Source organism: Photorhabdus heterorhabditis, from assembly GCF_018448905.1.
In the GTDB taxonomy this organism is placed as follows: Bacteria; Pseudomonadota; Gammaproteobacteria; order Enterobacterales; family Enterobacteriaceae; genus Photorhabdus; species Photorhabdus heterorhabditis.
On record NZ_RCWA01000008.1, the window covers coordinates 15405 to 35407 of the forward strand.

The following is a 20003-nucleotide window of genomic DNA, read 5'->3' on the forward strand; positions in this document are numbered from 1 at the left end:
TCTCCTGACATTGGGGGGCATAAGCCCCCCAACAATGAAATTAACCAGCGGTAGGAATTAAGCGATAGAACGTTTCACTTCAATTATTTCAAATACTTCTATCATGTCACCAACACGAACGTCATTGTAGTTCTTAACACCAATACCACATTCCATACCATTACGAACTTCGTTAACGTCATCCTTAAAGCGGCGCAGGGATTCCAGCTCACCTTCGTAGATTACCACGTTATCACGCAGTACGCGGATTGGGTTATTACGCTTAATAGTACCTTCAGTCACCATACAACCGGCTATCGCACCGAATTTCGGTGACCTAAACACATCGCGAACTTCTGCTAAGCCCATGATCTGCTGTTTATATTCAGGTGACAACATACCACTCATCGCCTGTTTAACTTCATCAATCAGGCTATAGATGACAGAGTAATAACGCAGATCCAGGTTTTCATTTTCAACGACACGGCGCGCAGAAGCATCGGCCCGAACGTTGAAACCTAGAATAATTGCATTAGAAGCAGCTGCCAGTGTTGCGTCAGTTTCTGTAATACCGCCTACACCAGAACCAATAATTTTTACTTTCACTTCATTAGTAGACAGTTGTTCCAATGCTTCGCGAATTGCTTCACATGACCCCTGAACGTCAGATTTCAGAACGATATTCAGCTCAGAAACCTCACCTTCTTCCATGTTAGCAAACATGTTTTCCAGTTTAGATTTCTGTTGACGAGCCAGCTTAACTTCACGGAATTTACCCTGACGATACAGAGCCACTTCACGGGCTTTTTTCTCATCACGTACAACGGTTGCTTCATCACCAGCCGCAGGTACGTTGGACAAACCAAGGATTTCCACTGGAATAGATGGACCCGCAGAAAATACTTCACGACCCAGTTCATCGCGCATTGCGCGAACTCGTCCATATTCAAAACCACAAAGTACGATATCGCCTTTGTTTAAAGTACCTTCTTGAACTAGTACTGTTGCAACTGGACCACGACCTTTATCCAGGAATGATTCAATGACAACGCCGCTAGCCATACCAGAACGAACAGAGTTCAGTTCAAGAACTTCAGCCTGCAATAAGATTGCGTCTAGCAGCTCATCAATACCGATACCGGCTTTAGCAGATACATTGATAAACTGAGTTTCACCGCCCCACTCTTCAGGTTGAACACCATGCTGAGAAAGCTCGCTTTTCACACGATCTGGATCAGCTTCTGGTTTATCGATTTTGTTAACCGCAACAACCACAGGAACATTCGCGGCTTTTGCGTGCTGGATAGCTTCAATAGTCTGAGGCATCACACCATCATCAGCAGCAACAACCAGAACCACGATGTCAGTAGCTTTCGCACCACGTGCACGCATTGAAGTAAATGCAGCATGCCCCGGAGTATCTAAGAAAGTGATCATGCCGCTTTCAGTCTCAACATGGTAAGCACCGATATGCTGGGTAATCCCGCCGGCCTCACCAGAAGCAACCTTCGTAGAACGAATGTAATCCAGAAGAGAAGTTTTACCGTGGTCAACATGACCCATGATGGTCACAACCGGTGCTCGAGGTTCAGCGACAGCTTCACCTGTATCACGATCGCTCATCAGCGCTTCTTCCAGCTCATTCTCACGACGCAGGATGACCTTATGGCCCATTTCTTCAGCAACCAGTTGTGCAGTTTCCTGATCAATCACCTGGTTGATAGTTGCCATTGCACCCATTTTCATCATGGCTTTGATGACCTGAGAACCTTTAACAGCCATTTTGTTAGCCAACTCAGCAACAGTAATCGTTTCACCAATCACAACATCACGGTTAACAGCTGCTACAGGCTTGTTGAAACTCTGTTGTAATGTACTGGTTTTGCGCTGCTTGCCTTTTGTACGGCCAACTGCACGGGCTTCCTCGCGATCTGCTTTAGATTCTGAATGTTTATTATTTTTCTTCTGACGGGTAGTTTTACCACTACGGCTACGAGCACGACGATCGCCTTCAACTTTGGCATCGTTTTCATCCTCAGCAGCACGAGCATGGCGAGAGGTAGTCACATGATAATCATCGTTATCGCTGGAATCTGAATCACTTGACCATTTATCCTGATTCTCCTCAGCCATACGACGAGCTTCCTCAGCAACACGTTTAGCTTCCTCTTCTACCTTACGGCGCATCTCTTCTTCTGCTTTACGCTTAAGATCAGCAGCTTCTGCTTCGCGACGCGATTTTTCATTTTGAGCTGTTTTATCAGTCTGAGCTGGTTTTTGTCTATGTTCGGTATGTTGATTGGTCACTTTTTCATTTTCCGCTGCCTGGCGTTTAGCTTTTTCAGCTGCTTCACGTTTGGCGTTTTCTTCTGCCTCACGTTTAGCCTGATCATCAGCAAGTTTCCTTGCTGCTATTTCGGCTTCGCGTTGCACTTTTTCTTCTGCTTCACGCCGTGCTTGCTCTTCCGCTTCACGCTTCGCTTGTTCTTCCGCTTTAGCCTGTTCAATTGCATCGCGGTTCACATATGTGCGCTTTTTGCGGACCTCAACGGCTACCGGTTTGCTTTTACCATCGGTGCCTGAAACATTTAGTGTACTACGTGTTTTACGCTGTAATGTTAGTTTATCGGGTTTACCAGCTGAACCACCTTGCTCACGATTCAAATGTGCCAGTAAAGCTTCTTTTTCTTTCTGAGAGACAAAATCAGCTTCGGTTTTTTTAATCCCTGCATCAGCAAATTGCTGTACCAGACGATCAACCGAAGTCTGGATCTCTTCTGCCAGTGATTTTACGGTTACATCTGTCATGCTGTTCCTTCCTGCTACAGTTTATTACGCATCATCGCCAAACCAACAGATATTGCGGGCAGCCATGATGAGCTCGCCTGCTTTCTCATCATTCAAACCTTCAATATCAGATAGGTCGTCGATACCCTGCTCGGCAAGATCTTCCAGCGTACAGATGCCACAGGCAGCTAGGTCAAATGCCAAAGTGCGGTTCATACCAGTCAGATTTAACAACTCTTCAGTTGGTTGTTTATCACTGAGGCTTTCTTTCTGAGCCAGTTCCAGAGTAGTTAAAACAGCTTTCGCACGTTCACGCAGGACTTCGATAGTTTCCTCATTAAGGCCCTCAATTTCCAGAAGCTCATTAATTGGTACATAGGCCAATTCTTCTAGAGTTGAGAAACCTTCTTCGACCAGAACAGTAGCGAATTCTTCATCAATATCGAGATGCTTAGTGAATGTATCAATAGAAGCGTGAGCTTCTGCCTGATGTTTTGCTTGCAGCTCCTCAGCAGTCATGACATTCAATTCCCACTTGTCATCACCACGGTGTTTTTTCAGCAACTGCGCAGCTAGGCGTACGTTTTGACCATTACGACCAATAGCCTGAGCTAAGTTATTGCTTTCCACGGCAACATCCATCGTGCACTTATCTTCATCAACAACAATAGATGCAACATCAGCCGGAGCCATCGCATTAATGACGAATTGAGCTGGGTTATCATCCCACAGTACAATATCAATTCGTTCGCCGCCCAGCTCGCTGGAAACGGCTTGTACCCGCGCGCCACGCATACCAACGCAAGCACCAACTGGATCGATACGCTTGTCATTAGTTTTTACTGCGATCTTAGCGCGGGAACCCGGATCACGGGCAGCAGCTTTAATTTCGATAAGCTCCTCACCAATTTCCGGAACCTCGATACGGAACAGTTCAACCAGCATTTCCGGACGGGAACGGCTGACAAACAATTGCGCACCTCGTGCTTCAGGGCGAACATCATACAGTACACCACGCACGCGGTCACCTGGACGGAAATTTTCCCTTGGTAACATATCTTCGCGAAGGATAACTGCTTCAGCATTATTGCCCAAATCAAGAGTGATATTCTCACGATTTACTTTTTTAACCACACTGGTGATGATCTCACCTTGCTGCTCACGAAACTGGTCAACAACCATAGCGCGTTCAGCTTCACGTACTTTCTGTACGATAACCTGTTTAGCCGTTTGTGTTGTAATACGATCAAATGTTACTGATTCAATTTGATCTTCGGTATAACTACCCAAATCAATTTCAGGCTCTTCAAATCTAGCCGCTTCCAGCGTAATTTCACGAGTCGGCTGAGTTACCTCTTCAACAACTAACCAACGGCGGAAAGTATCAAAATCGCCAGATTTACGATCAATACTGACACGAACATCAATATCTTGTTCATATTTTTTCTTGGTGGCTGTGGCCAGTGCTGTTTCCAGCGCCTCGAAGATTTTTTCGCGTGGAAGGGATTTTTCGTTGGAAACCGCTTCCACAACAGCCAGAATTTCTTTATTCATCCTAGTTGCCTCATCCGAACTTTAAAAGTGGGGTACCAGGTTCGCTTTCTGGATGTTGCTCAGTGCGAACACTTCATCTTTTCCATCCACCGTAACCGTGATCATTTCTCCGTCGACAGTTTTGATAATGCCCAGCCATTTCCGACGGTTTTGCATTGCTATACGTAAAACCAGACTGACTTCCTCACCAATAAAACGCTGGTAATGTTCAGCAGTGAACAACGGGCGCTCCAAGCCAGGTGAAGAAATTTCCAGGTTATAAAGCACTGAGATAGGATCTTCGACATCCAATACCGCACTGACCTGGTGGCTAACATCAGCACAATCATCAACAGTGATACCATTTTCACTATCAATATAGATCCGCAGTGTAGAAACACGCGCACGAATAAACTCTAAGCCGACTAATTCAAAGCCTAAAGCTTCAACTGGTGCTGAAATCATCGCTGTTAATTTTTGTTCTAATGTGGACAAGCCCACCCCCAAGACATAAAAAAAGGGCTTATTAGCCCAGTAGTTCTGTTGTCAAATAACAAAAAACCCCGAAATTCGGGGCTTTGTGCAACTGGACCCTGTTTGCTGCCAGCGGCTTCAACCACTCATTCCACGCACCTTTCAAATCAGGACCAATATCTTAAATATTGCTGAATTATTTCATTTTAAAAGGTGCATCTTATTAAGAAGTGGTTGCGGGAGCCGGATTTGAACCGACGACCTTCGGGTTATGAGCCCGACGAGCTACCATGCTGCTCCATCCCGCGTTCGAAAACGTGGCAAATATTACGCTGATAACTGCGAAAACGCAAGCTATCTGAATAATGGTACCGAGGACGGGACTTGAACCCGTAAGCCCTAGTGTGGGCACTACCACCTCAAGGTAGCGTGTCTACCAATTTCACCACCTCGGCACTGACATGAGGCAATCTACCAACTGACAACCTCACCTTTAATTCTCTTCTGTGACGATTACTGGGGAATGTCACTATTTGGCGTTGCTGGCGCTGGCGCTGTCGGAATTTCTGTTGATTTCTCGACTTTAGCGGGCTCACCAATATTTTCCCACTTACTGCTTGTACCAGTTTGATTGCTAGTCATATTACCAAGCACCAAACTAATAATGAAAAACAGAGTGGCAAAAATTGCGGTCATACGGGTCATGAAGTTACCTGAACCCGACGAACCAAACAGTGTTGCAGATGCACCCGCACCGAAGGAAGCACCCATATCAGCACCTTTACCCTGCTGTAGCATAACCAAGGCAACCAGCCCGATAGCAACTAGCAAGAAAACAATTAAAAGAGCTTCATACATATGTTGTACCTGTATCCTCGTGGGGTTTACCACAATCTAGGTGGTTACCTTAATACTGCATCACCCACTCAAACAGGTTAACCGCCTGACTGAGTGGGTCTGAATACTAACCAAACCACACCTGATACGCAAGGTTAATTTCAATAATCAGAATCACTTGAAGAAAAAAACAACAAATTAACCGGCATGTTTCACTGCATCAGCAATACGATGCGCCAGAGCGGTTACCTGCTCATTATCTTCACCTTCTACCATGACGCGAATCAATGGCTCAGTGCCAGACTTACGTAACAATACTCGTCCACAGCCATTTAATTCAGCTTCAACAGACTTGGTGACATTAATTACATTTTCTGATTGAAGTGGATCATGTGAACCGGAGAAACGAACATTCACCAACACCTGCGGTAAAAGTTTCATACCACTACACAAATCATGCAGGCTCATATGGTTGCGCACCATTGCGCTCAGAACCTGAAGGCCAGCAACAATACCATCACCTGTAGTGGTTTTATCAAGCAGGATAACATGACCAGAGTTTTCAGCGCCTAAACGCCAACCTTCTTCCTGTAGTTTTTCCAATACATAGCGGTCACCCACTTTAGTACGCAAGAATGGGATACCAAGCTGTTTCAATGCCAATTCCAATCCCATATTACTCATCAGCGTACCAACAACACCACCACGCAGTTGTCCCAGTCTCAATGCTTCACGAGCAATAATATAAAGGATCTGGTCGCCATCAACTTTCTGCCCTAAATGGTCAACCATAATAACGCGATCACCGTCACCATCGAATGCCAAACCAACGTCTGCTTTTTCCTCCACAACACGTTGCTGCAACAAACGAACATCGGTAGCGCCACATTTTTCGTTAATATTAATACCGTTTGGCTCGCAGCCAATCGTCACAACGTTAGCCCCCAATTCTCTAAGTACATTTGGAGCAATGTGATAAGTAGCACCATTAGCGCAATCAAGCACAACTTTCAATCCATTGAGACTTTGCTCACTCGGAAATGTGCCTTTACAGAATTCAATATAGCGACCTGCAGCATCGACAATACGGTTTGCACGTCCCAATTCAGCAGATTCTACACAAGTCAGTGGTTTTTCCATTTCAGCTTCAATAGCTTCTTCCACATCATCTGGCAGTTTTGTGCCGTCGATAGAGAAGAATTTAATACCATTATCGTAATAAGGGTTATGAGAAGCAGAGATAACAATGCCAGCTTCAGCGCGGAAAGTACGGGTCAGATAAGCAACAGCAGGTGTTGGCATAGGACCTGTGAATGAAGCTGATAAACCGGCAGCTGCCAAACCCGCTTCTAAAGAAGACTCCAACATATAGCCAGAAATACGGGTATCCTTACCGATAATGATCTTACGAGAACCATGACGGGCCAATACCTTACCTGCAGCCCAACCGAGCTTTAACACAAAATCCGGCGTAATCGGACTGTCACCCACTTTGCCACGGATGCCATCAGTACCAAAATATTTACGGTTACTCATAATTTTTCTCTTCCTTTGCTGAAAGTGTTGCTTCGACAATTCGCATTGCCTGCACAGTTTCTCTAACGTCATGTACCCGGATAATCTGCGCTCCTTGCATAGCAGCAATAACAGCACAGGCCACACTACCGGCAACCCTTTCTTGTGGCGGCACATTAAGCAACTGACCTATCATAGACTTACGAGACATTCCTGCTAGCACAGGCAAGCCAAATTGATGAAATTCGTTTAAATACGCCAATAATTGATAATTATGTGTCAAGCTCTTACCAAAACCGAAGCCAGGATCAAGAATAAGTTTATTTTTTTCTATCCCTGCCGCAACACAACGTTCAATTTGTTTAGTAAAAAATTGTTTCACTTCACCCAATACGTTTTCATAATGTGGCGCATCCTGCATAGTCCGTGGCTGCCCCTTCATATGCATCAAACAAATAGGTAAGCCAGATTGAGCAGCGCTTTCTAAAGCACCAGGCTCTTGCAATGAACGAATATCATTAATCAAACAAGCGCCAGCTCTTGCCGATTCACTCATAACCAATGCTTTTGATGTATCAACAGAAATCCAGATATCAAAGCGCTGAGCTAAAGCCTCAACAATCGGTACAACCCGATCTACTTCTTCCTGTTCACTGATTTCATCAGCGCCCGGACGGGTAGATTCTCCACCGATATCAATGATCGCAGCTCCTTCAGTAATCATCTCTTCCGCATGTCGTAAGGCCATATCAAAAGTATTGTAAGTACCACCATCAGAAAATGAATCTGGAGTAACGTTCAAAATACCCATCACTTGTGGGCGAGAAAGATCGAGAACACTACCTCTGGCTATGAGTTGCATGTTGGTCTGCCTTTAATGTCAAAACCCCAGGGCTTACCTGGGGTTTGATGAGTATATCTGCCAGACTCAGGAACAATTACCGATCATTGTTTCCCGGCTTCCCTGGCTGTTCGCCACTTTGTACCGATGTATCGATATCACCAGTTGGTTTTACAGGCTGTGGCGGAGATGTATTATCTGCTGGACGGCTGTTATTGTTGCTACCATTACCATTTTCCCATCCTGCTGGCGGTCGCACATTTGTACGATTCATTAAATCATCAATCTGAGGTGCATCAATAGTTTCATACTTCATCAATGCATCTTTCATTGAATGCAGGATATCAAGGTTATCCATCAAAATCTGGCGGGCACGTTGATAATTATTATCGATAATTGCCTTAACTTCCTGATCAATCAAACGAGCTGTTTCATCAGACATATGTTTAGCTTTAGCAACTGAACGCCCAAGGAACACTTCACCTTCTTCTTCCGCATAGAGCAATGGGCCAAGCCTTTCCGAGAACCCCCACTGCGTCACCATATTTCGGGCGATTGACGTCGCTACTTTGATATCGTTAGATGCGCCAGTAGAAACATTGTCCGGACCGTAAATAATCTCTTCTGCCAGACGACCACCGTACAGAGTTGAAATCTGACTTTCCAGTTTCTGGCGGCTGGCACTAATCTGGTCACCTTCCGGTAGGAAGAAAGTCACGCCCAAAGCTCGGCCACGCGGAATAATGGTAACTTTATGAACAGGATCATGCTCAGGAACTAGACGACCGATAATTGCATGGCCTGCTTCATGATAAGCAGTTGATTCTTTTTGCTCTTCCGTCATCACCATGGAGCGGCGTTCTGCACCCATCATGATTTTGTCTTTCGCTTTTTCGAATTCAACCATAGACACCACACGTCTGTTGCCACGGGCAGCAAACAGAGCAGCTTCATTCACCAGATTCGCCAAATCAGCACCAGAAAATCCTGGAGTACCACGTGCAATAACCGAAGCGTTAACATCAGTATCCAAAGGTACACGACGCATATGAACTTTTAAAATCTGCTCACGACCACGTACGTCTGGTAGGCCAACAACAACCTGACGGTCAAAACGGCCAGGACGCAGTAACGCTGGATCAAGGACATCAGGACGGTTGGTCGCAGCAATAACGATAATACCTTCGTTACCTTCAAAACCATCCATCTCAACCAGCATCTGGTTTAAAGTCTGCTCACGTTCATCATGACCACCACCCAAGCCAGCACCACGCTGGCGACCCACTGCATCAATCTCATCGATAAAAATGATACAAGGTGCAGCTTTCTTCGCCTGCTCAAACATATCACGAACACGGGATGCACCAACACCAACAAACATTTCAACAAAGTCAGAACCAGAGATTGTAAAGAATGGCACTTTCGCCTCACCAGCAATTGCCTTTGCCAGTAAGGTCTTACCGGTACCCGGTGGCCCGACCATCAGAATACCTTTCGGAATTTTCCCACCCAATTTCTGGAAACGGCCTGGTTCACGTAAGTATTCCACCAGTTCACCAACTTCTTCTTTTGCTTCATCACAACCAGCAACATCAGCAAAAGTGGTTTTAATCTGGTCTTCTGTCAGCATACGGGCTTTGCTTTTACCAAATGACATCGCCCCCTTACCGCCACCGCCTTGCATCTGACGCATAAAGAAAATCCAGACCCCGATAAGCAGTAGCATCGGGAACCAAGAAATAAAAATAGAGGTTAGCAGGCTTGGTTCTTCGGGCGGCTCACCAACTACTTTTACATTCTTATTTAGCAAGGTGTCTAACAGCTTTTCATCCTGCACTGGCAGGTAAGTGGTATATCTACTGTTATCTTTCTTACTAACATTAATCTCACGACCTGAGATACGAACTTCGCGCACCTGATCCTGGGCTAACTCATTGATAAAGGTAGAGTAATCCACCCTACGACTATTGGAATCGCTGGGACCAAAACTCTGGAATAACGACATCAGCACAACTGCGATAACTAACCAGAGAATCAGGTTTTTCGCCATGTCACTCAAGGGATTAACCTCATATTACAACTGTGTTAACAAATAGCATTCAGGGTACTATAGTTTCCGCCCTGTCGCTACAATGTATACTTCACGCGATCGTGCCCGCGAAGCGTCTGGCTTACGAATTTTCACATTCGTAAACAGGGAGCGAATTTCCCTCAGGTATTCATCAAAGCCTTCTCCCTGAAATACTTTGACGATGAAACTCCCCCCGGGGGCCAGCACATCACGACACATATCTAACGCCAATTCAACCAGATACATGGATCGAGGAATATCGACCGCAGGTGTTCCGCTCATATTGGGTGCCATATCCGACATGACTACCTGGACTTTGTTATTACCAACTCGTTCAAGCAATGTTTTCAATACAAGTTCATCACGAAAATCACCCTGAAGGAAATCAACTCCAACAATTGGGTCCATCGGTAAAAGATCACAAGCAATGACCCGCCCATTCTCATTAATTTGACTCACTGCGTACTGAGACCATCCACCAGGGGCTGCGCCTAAATCGACAACGGTCATGCCGGGCTTAAAAATTTTGTCACTTTGTTGAATTTCATCAAGTTTAAACCAAGCGCGAGAACGCAGCCCTTTTTTCTGTGCCTGAAGAACATATTTATCACTAAAGTGTTCTTGTAACCAGCGACTGGAACTTGCCGAACGTTTTTTATTGGCCATTGTCCTTTCCAACTATACTAATAAAGAGCCAGATATCTATTGCTCGACACACCAAAACCACAACACACTATTTATGGTGATAGATATGAGATGGCGGTAGAATGTCCCGTTTTCAATCCTAACTAAGCAAAAAAACAATGACTCTTAACAAAAAACAAGTACAACACCTAAAAAGTCTCGCTCATCCGTTAAAACCTGTCGTTATGATCGGTAACAACGGTCTGACTGAAGGCGTGTTAGCTGAAATTGAACAAACGCTGACACACCATGAGCTTATCAAAGTCAAAATCGCAGGCGAAGATCGTGAAATCAAAAGTTTGATCGCCGATGCAATTGTCCGCGAGACCGGCGCATATAATGTGCAAATTATCGGGAAAATTCTGGTTCTTTACCGCCAATCGGAAGAACGCAAAATTATTTTACCTAAATAATCAAATCACATTTATATAAAAATGCCATGCGCATTATTATGATAAAAAAGGCCGAATCTGGCCTTTTTTACTTTCTATACAATTCTAGTGTAACTTTACCTAACGGAAATCGACAGCAACAAGCTGATCCTGAAGTTTAAATATATTCAACTTTCAAGATTTCATATTCAACTTCACCACCAGGCGTCTTGATAGTCACAACGTCATCAACCTCTTTGCCAATCAGGCCACGAGCAATCGGTGAATTCACGGAAATTAAATTTTCTTTAATATCAGCCTCATCATCACCTACAATCCGGTAAGTCTGCTCTTCGTCAGTATTTACATTCAAAGCTGTAACTGTAGCACCAAAAATAACACGTCCAGTCTTGGGCATTTTTGTAACATCAATCACTTGTGCATTAGAAAGCTTAGCTTCAATTTCCTGGATACGACCTTCGCAGAAACCTTGTTGTTCACGAGCTGCATGATATTCAGCGTTTTCTTTCAGATCACCATGTTCACGCGCTTCAGCAATGTCTGAAATAATTTTTGGACGACGTACGTTTTTCAGATAATCTAACTCTTCGCGCAACTTATCCGCGCCACGTACCGTCATTGGAATCTGTTTCATTATATTAATCCTCTAAATCTTTCCTGAGCAAAAACCAAACATCATCCTGATGTTTTCAGATAACAGCACAATGAGCACACCTTGTCGGGCGGGCTTCCAGACAATAAACAGTAATGTAAACCTCAGGATTACCCAGAGTTCACAATCATTTCTACATATTAATGTGTCATTCTAACGTAGACTTGATGATGGGTCATCGTTTACTTTTCCCCACTTTGCACCTTAGTATTGTGGTATGTCCACATCCACATGTGAAATTTATGTCCCTTTTTAAAATGGCCAGCAGATTAGTTTGCGTTACCACGCTGTATTTGACTATCACCAACGCAAATGCCACACCTGTTGAGGAATATGCACAATATTTGCCTGACGGTACCAATCTGGCGTTAATCGCCCAAAAAGTTGGCGCCAATACACCGTTACTTGATTATCACGGCCAGCAAATGGCTCTACCAGCAAGTACTCTAAAAGTTGTCACGGCCCTTGCAGCATTATTGCAACTAGGCAAAGACTATCGCTTTATCACCACACTAGAAAGTAATGGCAAAATTTCAAATGGTGTTTTAAAAGGGAATTTGACTGCTCGTTTTGTTGGAGATCCAACACTGACCCGTCAACAACTTCGCAATATGGTTACTGTTCTACAACAATCTGGTGTGAAAAAAATTGACGGGGATCTTCTGATAGATGTTTCCGCTTTTGCCAGCCACGATAAAGCTCCCGGTTGGGTATGGAACGACATGACCCAATGTTTCAGTGCTCCACCTGCTGCCGCAATTGTGGATCGAAATTGTTTTTCAGTTTCACTATATAGCGCGGAACGTCCCGGTGATACTGCATTTATCCGTGTCGCATCCTTTTATCCAGTGAATATGTTCAGTGAAGTTAAAACCCTAGCAAAAGGATCACCTGAAAGCCAGTACTGTGAGTTGGATGTGGTTCCCGGAGAACTTAACCGTTTTACGCTAACCGGATGCCTTACCCAACGCAGTGAACCATTACCACTGGCTTTCGCTATTCAGAATGGTGCCAGTTATGCAGGGGCAATTCTCAAAAATGAACTGCAAATTGCAGGAATTGAAATAACAGGCAATCTCAAACGCCAAAGCTTACCAACTGAACCCGGTAAAGTCCTAGCTCTGAATCAATCAGTACCATTACATGATCTGCTGAAAGTCATGCTGAAAAAATCTGACAATATGATCGCTGATACTGTATTCCGAACAATAGGCCAACAGCACTTTAATATACCAGGAACCTGGCGTTCAGGCTCTGATGCTGTGCGGCAAGTATTAAAACAAAAAGCCGGTATCGATTTGGGAAATACCGTTATGGTGGATGGTTCAGGATTATCCCGCCATAATCTGATCACCCCAGCAACCATGATGGAAGTATTACAGTTTATTGCTCAACATGATCAAGAATTAGACTTTATTTCTATGCTGCCATTAGCGGGTCATGACGGCACGCTGAGATATCGGGGAGGGTTAGATGAAGCAGGAGTAAATGGGAAAGTTTCAGCTAAGACCGGTGCCCTGCAAGGAGTTTATAATCTCGCTGGCTTTATAACCACTGCCAATGACCAGAGAATTGCCTTCGTACAGTTTATTTCTGCCTATGCCGTACCACCAAAAGAATATCGTAACCGCCGAATTCCTCTAGTGAGATTTGAAAGCAGGCTATATAAAGATCTATACCAATACAACTAATACAATGAGCGCCACAAACATGTGGCGCCCTTAACTATAATGAAAGAAGGGAAGAATCAGCGTTTATAAATAAACTCAACACCTTCGTTGTCATCTTCGTCCCAATCGTCATCCCAATCATCGTCTGCTTCCGAAACCTGATCCAATTGCTCTTTATGGTAATCATCCCACATGAATTCAACTTTCTCAGGCTGAGCTTCACCTTCTATTGTACTCATATTACGCGGTTGAGTTTTCATAAACTCCATGATATCCCAGCAAAGCTCTTTAACGCCCTGACGATTTACCGCAGAGATCATATAGAAGCCACTTTCCCAACCCAATTCATCAGCAATGGCTTGTGCACGCTGTTTAGCTTCTTCAGGCTCCAACAGATCAACTTTGTTGAATACTAACCAGCGGGGTTTTTGTGCCAGTTTTTCACTGTATTGCTGTAGCTCGTTGACAATAATTCGAGCATTTTCGACAGGATTCGATTCATCAACAGGACAGATATCGATTAAGTGCAGTAATACTCGGCAACGTTCCAAATGCTTCAAGAAACGGATTCCCAAGCCAGCGCCATCAGAAGCTCCTTCAATAAGTCCTGGAATATCAGCGACAACGAAACTCTGCTCGTTATCCATCCTTACTACACCCAAGCTTGGTACCAGAGTTGTAAACGGATAATCTGCAACTTTTGGTTTAGCAGCAGAAACAGCGCGGATAAATGTGGATTTGCCCGCATTTGGCATCCCCAACATACCAACATCCGCTAACAACATCAGTTCCAGCATCAGTTCACGGGTTTCACCTGAAGTTCCCATCGTTTTTTGGCGAGGAGCCCGGTTGACAGAAGATTTAAAACGGGTATTACCGAGTCCGTGAAACCCACCTTTAGCTACCATCAAACGCTGTTCATGGCGCGTCATATCGCCAAGAACCTCACCAGTTGCCACATCGCGCACACGCGTACCTACAGGCACTTTGATAGTGATATCCTGACCACGCTTACCTGTACAATCTCGGCTTTGACCATTTTGCCCACGTTCTGCCCGAAAAGATTTTTCAAAACGATAGTCAATCAATGTGTTGAGATTTTCATCTGCCAATAGATAAACATCTCCACCATCTCCACCGTCACCACCATCTGGCCCACCTTTCGGAATATATTTTTCACGGCGGAAGCTGACACAACCATTGCCACCATCCCCCGCAACAACCAGTATTCTGGCTTCATCTACAAATTTCATATCTTTTCTCCGTATGAGAGCCATATAGTGCTGGACGGCTGTTTTACCCAGAGATGGCGTATTGAGAATAATAAAAAGCCCCGCAACACATTGCAGGGCTTCTGATTCGGTTTATACCCGTTATCTTTCAAGTTGCCTCTTTGTTGGCTGCACTCACTCACCCCGGTCACAGAGTTATCTATGCTCCCGGGAATTCGCTCCTTTGCCGTCGCGATGCATCTTGAAATCCATTAGGTATATAACTCGAAAAACTTATTCAGCTTCGATGCTGATAAATTTGCGGTTTTTCGGGCCTTTAACTTCGAATTTAACTTTCCCGTCAGTCAGTGCGAACAGGGTATGGTCACGACCACAACCAACGTTATTGCCAGCGTGGAATTTAGTACCACGTTGACGAACAATGATGCTGCCTGCTAATACAGACTCGTCACCAAAACGTTTTACACCCAGACGTTTACTTTCAGAATCGCGGCCATTACGAGTTGAGCCGCCAGCCTTTTTGTGTGCCATTAATCTGCTCTCCTAAATCTTAAGCGATGCCAGTGATTTTAACATCAGTGAACCACTGACGGTGGCCCTGCTGCTTACGGCTGTGTTTACGGCGACGAAACTTAACAATTTTAATTTTCTCGCCGCGACCATGAGCAACCACTTCAGCTTTGATTTTAAAGCCTTCAACGACAGGAGCGCCGATTTTGATGTCATCACCATTAGCGACCATCAGAACCTGGTCAAACTCAACAGTTTCACCCGTTGCGATGTCCAGCTTTTCCAGGCGAATTGTTTGACCTTCGCTGACTCGGTGTTGTTTACCACCACTTTGGAAAACCGCGTACATATTAACTCCGCTTTCCGCACGCCCCCTATATATCATTCCAGAGCGCGCTATAAATATTCATAATAGGGCGCGAATTCTACGCAAAAAAGCCCAAGAAGACAAGAGCAGAATTAGAGCAGAAGATAAAAAAACGTAGTTTCTGAATTGTCATTTATTTGAACTGTTTTTCGAGTACAATCAAGACACAGCGATAACTATTGTAATATTAATATGAACACAGCTCTGCATTAGAACCCATAGCCGAAAAAAACATGAATTTAGAATCTATTATCAAGCTAACCGCTGATGATATGGCAGCGGTAAATGAAGCCATTCTTAGTCAGTTAAATTCTGACGTTACCCTTATAAATCAACTGGGCTACTACATAATTAGTGGAGGAGGAAAGCGCATTCGCCCAATAATTGCCATTCTAGCTGGCAGAGCATTGGGTCACCAGGGTGATAAGCATATTACTGTTGCTGCATTAATTGAATTCATCCATACAGCTACCCTATTACATGATGATGTTGTGGACGAATCGGATATGCGACGCGGTAAAGCAACCGCCAATGCCACTTTTGGTAATGCGGCAAGTGTACTGGTTGGTGATTTTATATATACTCGTTCTTTCCAGATGATGACAGCCCTTGACTCTATGCGGGTTCTCAAATTGATGTCAGAAGCCACCAATGTTATCGCTGAAGGTGAAGTTTTGCAGTTAATGAACTGCAATGACCCCAATATCTCCGAAGATGATTATATGCGGGTAATTTACAGTAAAACAGCTCGGCTATTTGAAGTTGCCGCTCACTCTTCTGCAATTCTTTCTAACGCCACACCAGAACAAGAAACCGCTTTACAAAATTACGGACGTTACTTAGGCACTGCATTCCAGCTAATTGATGATTTACTTGATTATGATGCTGATAGCAATACATTAGGCAAAAATACCGGCGATGATCTTAATGAAGGTAAACCTACATTGCCATTATTGCACGCTATGAATCATGGTAATCCAGAACAATCGGCACTTATTCGTGAAGCAATTGAAAAAGGTAATGGTCGCCATTTACTGGAAACCGTACTGACAACAATGAAACAATGCGGCTCGCTGGAATACACCCGTAAACGAGCAGAGGAAGAAGCAGATAAAGCAATTGCTGCTTTGCAGGTGCTAGAAAGCTCCCCATACAAGCAAGCACTTGTGGGGTTAGCTCATATTGCTGTACAACGTCTTTCTTAATTAATAATAACAAAACCTGGAATTAATCTGACTCCAGGTTTTTCTCTATGTCTTCAACACCTACATCAATATAACCAATAAGTTTTGCCAGCCCTTCCCGCAGAATGAATTTCACAACTTTTTCGCGCTCAACTTTCGTCAGTTGATAATAAGCCTCGACCCAAATTAAAAATGGGTCCTGCCTTTTATTTGTGTAATCAATAGTACTTTCCCCTACGGATAACACATTAAGTACATCTTCAGGCAAGCTGTTCATATGATATTCAAGAGCCTTGCCTTGAACACCCCGTTTACGTCTATATTCCCATCCTTCTCGTCTTGCCATCAGGTTTATCCCCTGTGGCGAAGAAGGAAGTCCGGCAATACCAACCAGCTCTTTAGCTGAGTACCATTCTTTTTTCATACTTTTCTTCTCACTTTGCACCGGGATAATGAAGAAGAAGCCAAGTTAGTTGGCATTTTTACTTTCCCAAAATAGGTCAAACAACAGAAAGTTTTTCTAAAAAGCTTCTGATCCCATCCCGTAAAATCATGGCTGTTACTGCCTGTTTCTCAGATTCTGACAACTGGTGGAACGCACCAACCCAAACCGATAACGGATCTTGCTTTTGCACCTGGTATTCAGAAGGTGATTCATGAAGTTCCAGTGCTGCGATAGTCTTTTCCGGAAAACAGGAATAGTGATACTCAACTGCTTTACCTTGTACGCCCCGTCTTTTCTGACGTATCCACTCTTCACGTTTTGCTCTGGCATTAATTCCTTGTGGTGATCCAGGTAACTCACCCACGCCGATTAATTCCTTGGCCGAATACCACTCTTTTTTCATCGCGTTTCTCTATTTTTGTAACCAAGTTCAAAAAAGAAGCTTTTAAGAAAAAATTTGGAAATATTTTCAGAAAAATAATGCTATTTTATTTCCAAATAACAGGTTTAAGTTCGTTATTGCTCTCATGCAGACCCGTTATTTATACCACTAACATAGCATCAAATTTAATAAAAAAAGGATTAAAAATGATTTCAAGGAAATCTGATTGGCATCCTGCTGACATAATTGCAGCTTTACGCAAGCGGGGAACAACCTTAGCTGAAGTATCACGCAAGGCGGGGCTTAGCTCATCAACACTGGCTAATGCACTATCACGCCCATGGCCAAAAGGGGAATGGATAATTGCGAATTATCTGGAAATACACCCCTCAGAGATTTGGCCGAGTCGTTATTTTGATCCAAACACTGGAGAATTATTAGAAAGGAAAACACGCGAACAAACAAATAATTAGCTAACGAATTATATTAGTTAAATAAAAACCGCCGGTAATTGTCATACCAGCGGTTTTTATTGTTTCACGGATATATTTTTTATTTATAAAATATATTAATTAGTTATTAATAAAATTTTCACCTAATTCTATATCTTTTCTCAATACATCCAACATATCTTCCAATGCTTTCTGTTCAAAATCGCTCAGCTTACCGATGTCCAAATGCTCTTCTACACCATTTTTGCCCAAGCGAACCGGCTGAGCGAAGAAACGGGCATACTTGCCATCACCTTCAACGTAGGCACATTCCACAACATTACTTTCGCCTTGTAAGCCACGGACCAAAGAGAGGCCCAGACGAGCAGCAGCTTGTCCCATAGACAAAGTTGCAGATCCGCCACCTGCTTTAGCTTCAACAACTTCAGTACCTGCATTCTGAATACGCTTAGTCAGAGCGACCAACTCTTCATCAGTAAAATTCATACCAGGGATCTGAGACAACAGAGGAAGGATCGTCACACCAGAATGACCACCGATTACCGGCACTTCAATCTCCTGTGGCTTCTTACCTTTCAATTCAGCAACAAAAGTATTGGAGCGGATAACATCCAAGGTTGTTATACCAAACAGGCGGTTTTTATCATATACACCTGCTTTTTTCAGCACTTCAGCCGCAATAGCTACAGTTGTGTTAACTGGATTAGTAATGATACCAACCAATGCCTTCGGACAAGTTTTAGCCACTTGCTCTACCAGGTTACGAACGATACCCGCGTTAACATTAAACAGATCTGAACGATCCATACCTGGTTTACGAGCAACACCTGCAGAAATCAACACAACATCCGCTCCTTCCAACGCTGGAGTAGCATCTTCACCTGCAAAACCTTCAATTTTTACTTCCGTTGGAATGTGGCTCAGATCAACAGCCACCCCAGGGGTAACTGGAGCGATATCATATAAAGAGAGTTCTGAACCTGAAGGAAGCTGGGTTTTTAACAGAAGAGCAAGAGCCTGACCAATACCACCGGCTGCACCGAGAACTGCAACTTTCATCCTGATACTCCTTAAATCGTTTATACTTTAAAATGCTGTGAATTCATCTGGTTACAAACCATAGATTACTACGTTTTGAAAAACAATCTATTAACAGCCAAATTGTGGACTTATGCTCTAATCATGGGACGTCAAAGTCGCGGTATTCTAGGCAAAATGCTTATCTGTTAATGAGATAACGGACACTATTTTAAGAATTGCCCTTTGATTTTATGAAAAAATCGGTTAAATACCTTACATCCAACAACAATACCAAACAACATCATTTGATTAACAATACATTCACCAGATAACCAACTGTAGAAAACAAATTCATCATATTCATATTTTGTGAATTTCTATTTATCATAAGACTAATTTATTCTTCATAACTTAAGTCTAACAATCATTTTGATTGCATAAAAATTCACTAATATGCATAATGCAACTTTCATAATTGATTGAATATGGTGGAATATGCGTACTCCCTCTAAGCAGGAAGATTTAATAAAAGCTTTCAAAGCGTTATTGAAAGAGGAAAAATTTAGCTCTCAGGGCGAAATCGTCACCGCTCTACTGGAAGAAGGTTTTGAGAACATTAACCAATCCAAAGTCTCCAGAATGCTCACTAAATTTGGCGCTGTTCGCACCCGCAATGCTAAAATGGAGATGGTTTACTGCCTGCCTGCCGAGCTTGGTGTTCCTACTGCTACTAGCCCAATAAAAAATCTAGTATTAGACGTTGATCACAACCATTCCATAGTTGTCATTCGCACAAGCCCTGGTGCTGCTCAGCTTATTGCTCGTCAGCTGGATTCTCTTGGCAAGGCAGAAGGTATACTCGGCAGTATTGCAGGTGATGACACCATTTTCATTACACCTGCCAGAGATTTCACCGCAGAACAGCTGCGAGGAACCATCCTCAGATTTTTCGAACAAGAGCTTTAAATGAACGCGC

20 protein-coding genes and 2 tRNA genes are annotated in these 20003 nt (G+C 43.7%); 5 read left to right on the plus strand and 17 right to left on the minus strand.

Features of this window, described 5'->3' with window-relative positions; translation table 11 throughout:
- Positions 1 to 57 precede the first annotated feature (57 nt).
- The 10 genes from infB to rlmE all read right to left on the minus strand — a co-directional run bounded on the left by infB (position 58) and on the right by rlmE (position 10703).
- Positions 58 to 2787 carry a translation initiation factor IF-2 gene (infB, locus tag EAE89_RS06885; RefSeq protein ID WP_054480213.1) on the minus strand — a complete coding sequence of 910 codons (2730 nt, stop codon included), beginning with the start codon at positions 2785 to 2787 and terminating at the stop codon, positions 58 to 60.
- A 24-nt stretch (positions 2788 to 2811) separates the two neighbouring features.
- A complete protein-coding gene (gene nusA, locus EAE89_RS06890; protein WP_214085594.1) occupies positions 2812 to 4320 on the minus strand; it encodes a transcription termination factor NusA in 1509 nt (502 codons plus the stop codon).
- Between the two features lie 21 nt (positions 4321 to 4341).
- Positions 4342 to 4794, minus strand: coding sequence for a ribosome maturation factor RimP (rimP, locus tag EAE89_RS06895; protein ID WP_023043415.1), 453 nt, complete (start codon positions 4792 to 4794; stop codon positions 4342 to 4344).
- Between the two features lie 210 nt (positions 4795 to 5004).
- Positions 5005 to 5081: transfer RNA gene (locus EAE89_RS06900), tRNA-Met, on the minus strand.
- A gap of 58 nt (positions 5082 to 5139) precedes the next feature.
- A tRNA-Leu gene (locus EAE89_RS06905) sits at positions 5140 to 5228 on the minus strand.
- A gap of 58 nt (positions 5229 to 5286) precedes the next feature.
- Positions 5287 to 5631, minus strand: a complete 345-nt coding sequence (gene secG / locus EAE89_RS06910; protein ID WP_054480215.1) for a preprotein translocase subunit SecG — start codon at positions 5629 to 5631, stop codon at positions 5287 to 5289.
- A 177-nt stretch (positions 5632 to 5808) separates the two neighbouring features.
- Positions 5809 to 7146, minus strand: coding sequence for a phosphoglucosamine mutase (gene glmM, locus EAE89_RS06915; protein ID WP_214085595.1), 1338 nt, complete (start codon positions 7144 to 7146; stop codon positions 5809 to 5811).
- Positions 7139 to 7987, minus strand: a complete 849-nt coding sequence (gene folP / locus EAE89_RS06920) for a dihydropteroate synthase (RefSeq protein WP_054480217.1) — start codon at positions 7985 to 7987, stop codon at positions 7139 to 7141. Before folP ends, glmM begins: the two co-directional genes overlap by 8 nt.
- Before the next feature lie 76 nt (positions 7988 to 8063).
- On the minus strand, positions 8064 to 10025 hold the full coding sequence (ftsH, locus tag EAE89_RS06925; protein ID WP_054480218.1) for an ATP-dependent zinc metalloprotease FtsH: 1962 nt from the start codon (positions 10023 to 10025) through the stop codon (positions 8064 to 8066).
- Between the two features lie 48 nt (positions 10026 to 10073).
- Positions 10074 to 10703, minus strand: coding sequence for a 23S rRNA (uridine(2552)-2'-O)-methyltransferase RlmE (gene rlmE, locus EAE89_RS06930; RefSeq protein WP_054480219.1), 630 nt, complete (start codon positions 10701 to 10703; stop codon positions 10074 to 10076).
- A 137-nt stretch (positions 10704 to 10840) separates the two neighbouring features.
- On the opposite strand from rlmE, the gene yhbY reads away from it, so the two are divergent.
- A complete protein-coding gene (gene yhbY / locus EAE89_RS06935; protein ID WP_054480220.1) occupies positions 10841 to 11134 on the plus strand; it encodes a ribosome assembly RNA-binding protein YhbY in 294 nt (97 codons plus the stop codon).
- A gap of 136 nt (positions 11135 to 11270) precedes the next feature.
- Here the strand turns inward: yhbY and greA are convergent, their stop codons facing one another.
- Positions 11271 to 11747 (minus strand): transcription elongation factor GreA, encoded by a 477-nt coding sequence (gene greA, locus EAE89_RS06940; RefSeq protein ID WP_036770424.1) that lies wholly within the window; start codon positions 11745 to 11747, stop codon positions 11271 to 11273.
- A 275-nt stretch (positions 11748 to 12022) separates the two neighbouring features.
- Between greA and dacB the strand changes: the two genes are divergently transcribed.
- Positions 12023 to 13456 (plus strand): serine-type D-Ala-D-Ala carboxypeptidase, encoded by a 1434-nt coding sequence (gene dacB, locus EAE89_RS06945; protein WP_161804236.1) that lies wholly within the window; start codon positions 12023 to 12025, stop codon positions 13454 to 13456.
- Positions 13457 to 13512: 56 nt separating this feature from the next.
- On the opposite strand, the gene cgtA is transcribed toward dacB, so the two are convergent.
- The 3 genes from cgtA to rplU all read right to left on the minus strand — a co-directional run bounded on the left by cgtA (position 13513) and on the right by rplU (position 15526).
- The gene (gene cgtA / locus EAE89_RS06950) at positions 13513 to 14688 is read right to left on the minus strand and encodes an Obg family GTPase CgtA (protein ID WP_054480222.1); all 1176 of its coding nucleotides are present in this window, start codon (positions 14686 to 14688) and stop codon (positions 13513 to 13515) included.
- A gap of 252 nt (positions 14689 to 14940) precedes the next feature.
- Complete coding sequence (gene rpmA, locus EAE89_RS06955; RefSeq protein WP_214085596.1) at positions 14941 to 15198, minus strand: 50S ribosomal protein L27; 258 nt, start codon at positions 15196 to 15198, stop codon at positions 14941 to 14943.
- A 19-nt stretch (positions 15199 to 15217) separates the two neighbouring features.
- Entirely contained in the window at positions 15218 to 15526 is a 309-nt protein-coding gene (gene rplU / locus EAE89_RS06960; protein WP_054480224.1) for a 50S ribosomal protein L21, read from the minus strand.
- A gap of 251 nt (positions 15527 to 15777) precedes the next feature.
- On the opposite strand from rplU, the gene ispB reads away from it, so the two are divergent.
- The gene (gene ispB, locus EAE89_RS06965; RefSeq protein WP_054480225.1) at positions 15778 to 16749 is read left to right on the plus strand and encodes an octaprenyl diphosphate synthase; all 972 of its coding nucleotides are present in this window, start codon (positions 15778 to 15780) and stop codon (positions 16747 to 16749) included.
- Between the two features lie 22 nt (positions 16750 to 16771).
- On the opposite strand, the gene EAE89_RS06970 is transcribed toward ispB, so the two are convergent.
- Entirely contained in the window at positions 16772 to 17152 is a 381-nt protein-coding gene (locus tag EAE89_RS06970; protein WP_054480226.1) for a DNA-binding protein, read from the minus strand.
- A 76-nt stretch (positions 17153 to 17228) separates the two neighbouring features.
- The gene (locus tag EAE89_RS06975) at positions 17229 to 17576 is read right to left on the minus strand and encodes a DNA-binding protein (RefSeq protein ID WP_054480227.1); all 348 of its coding nucleotides are present in this window, start codon (positions 17574 to 17576) and stop codon (positions 17229 to 17231) included.
- Between the two features lie 185 nt (positions 17577 to 17761).
- On the opposite strand from EAE89_RS06975, the gene EAE89_RS06980 reads away from it, so the two are divergent.
- Positions 17762 to 18028: a helix-turn-helix domain-containing protein gene (locus EAE89_RS06980; protein ID WP_054480228.1), complete on the plus strand. Its 267-nt coding sequence runs from the start codon at positions 17762 to 17764 to the stop codon at positions 18026 to 18028.
- 99 nt (positions 18029 to 18127) lie between these two features.
- On the opposite strand, the gene mdh is transcribed toward EAE89_RS06980, so the two are convergent.
- A complete protein-coding gene (gene mdh, locus EAE89_RS06985) occupies positions 18128 to 19066 on the minus strand; it encodes a malate dehydrogenase (protein ID WP_054478315.1) in 939 nt (312 codons plus the stop codon).
- Positions 19067 to 19522: 456 nt separating this feature from the next.
- Here mdh and argR point away from each other — a divergent pair, with 456 nt between their 5' ends.
- Positions 19523 to 19993, plus strand: coding sequence for a transcriptional regulator ArgR (gene argR / locus EAE89_RS06990; RefSeq protein ID WP_054478317.1), 471 nt, complete (start codon positions 19523 to 19525; stop codon positions 19991 to 19993).
- The last annotated feature ends 10 nt before the right edge of the window (positions 19994 to 20003 follow it).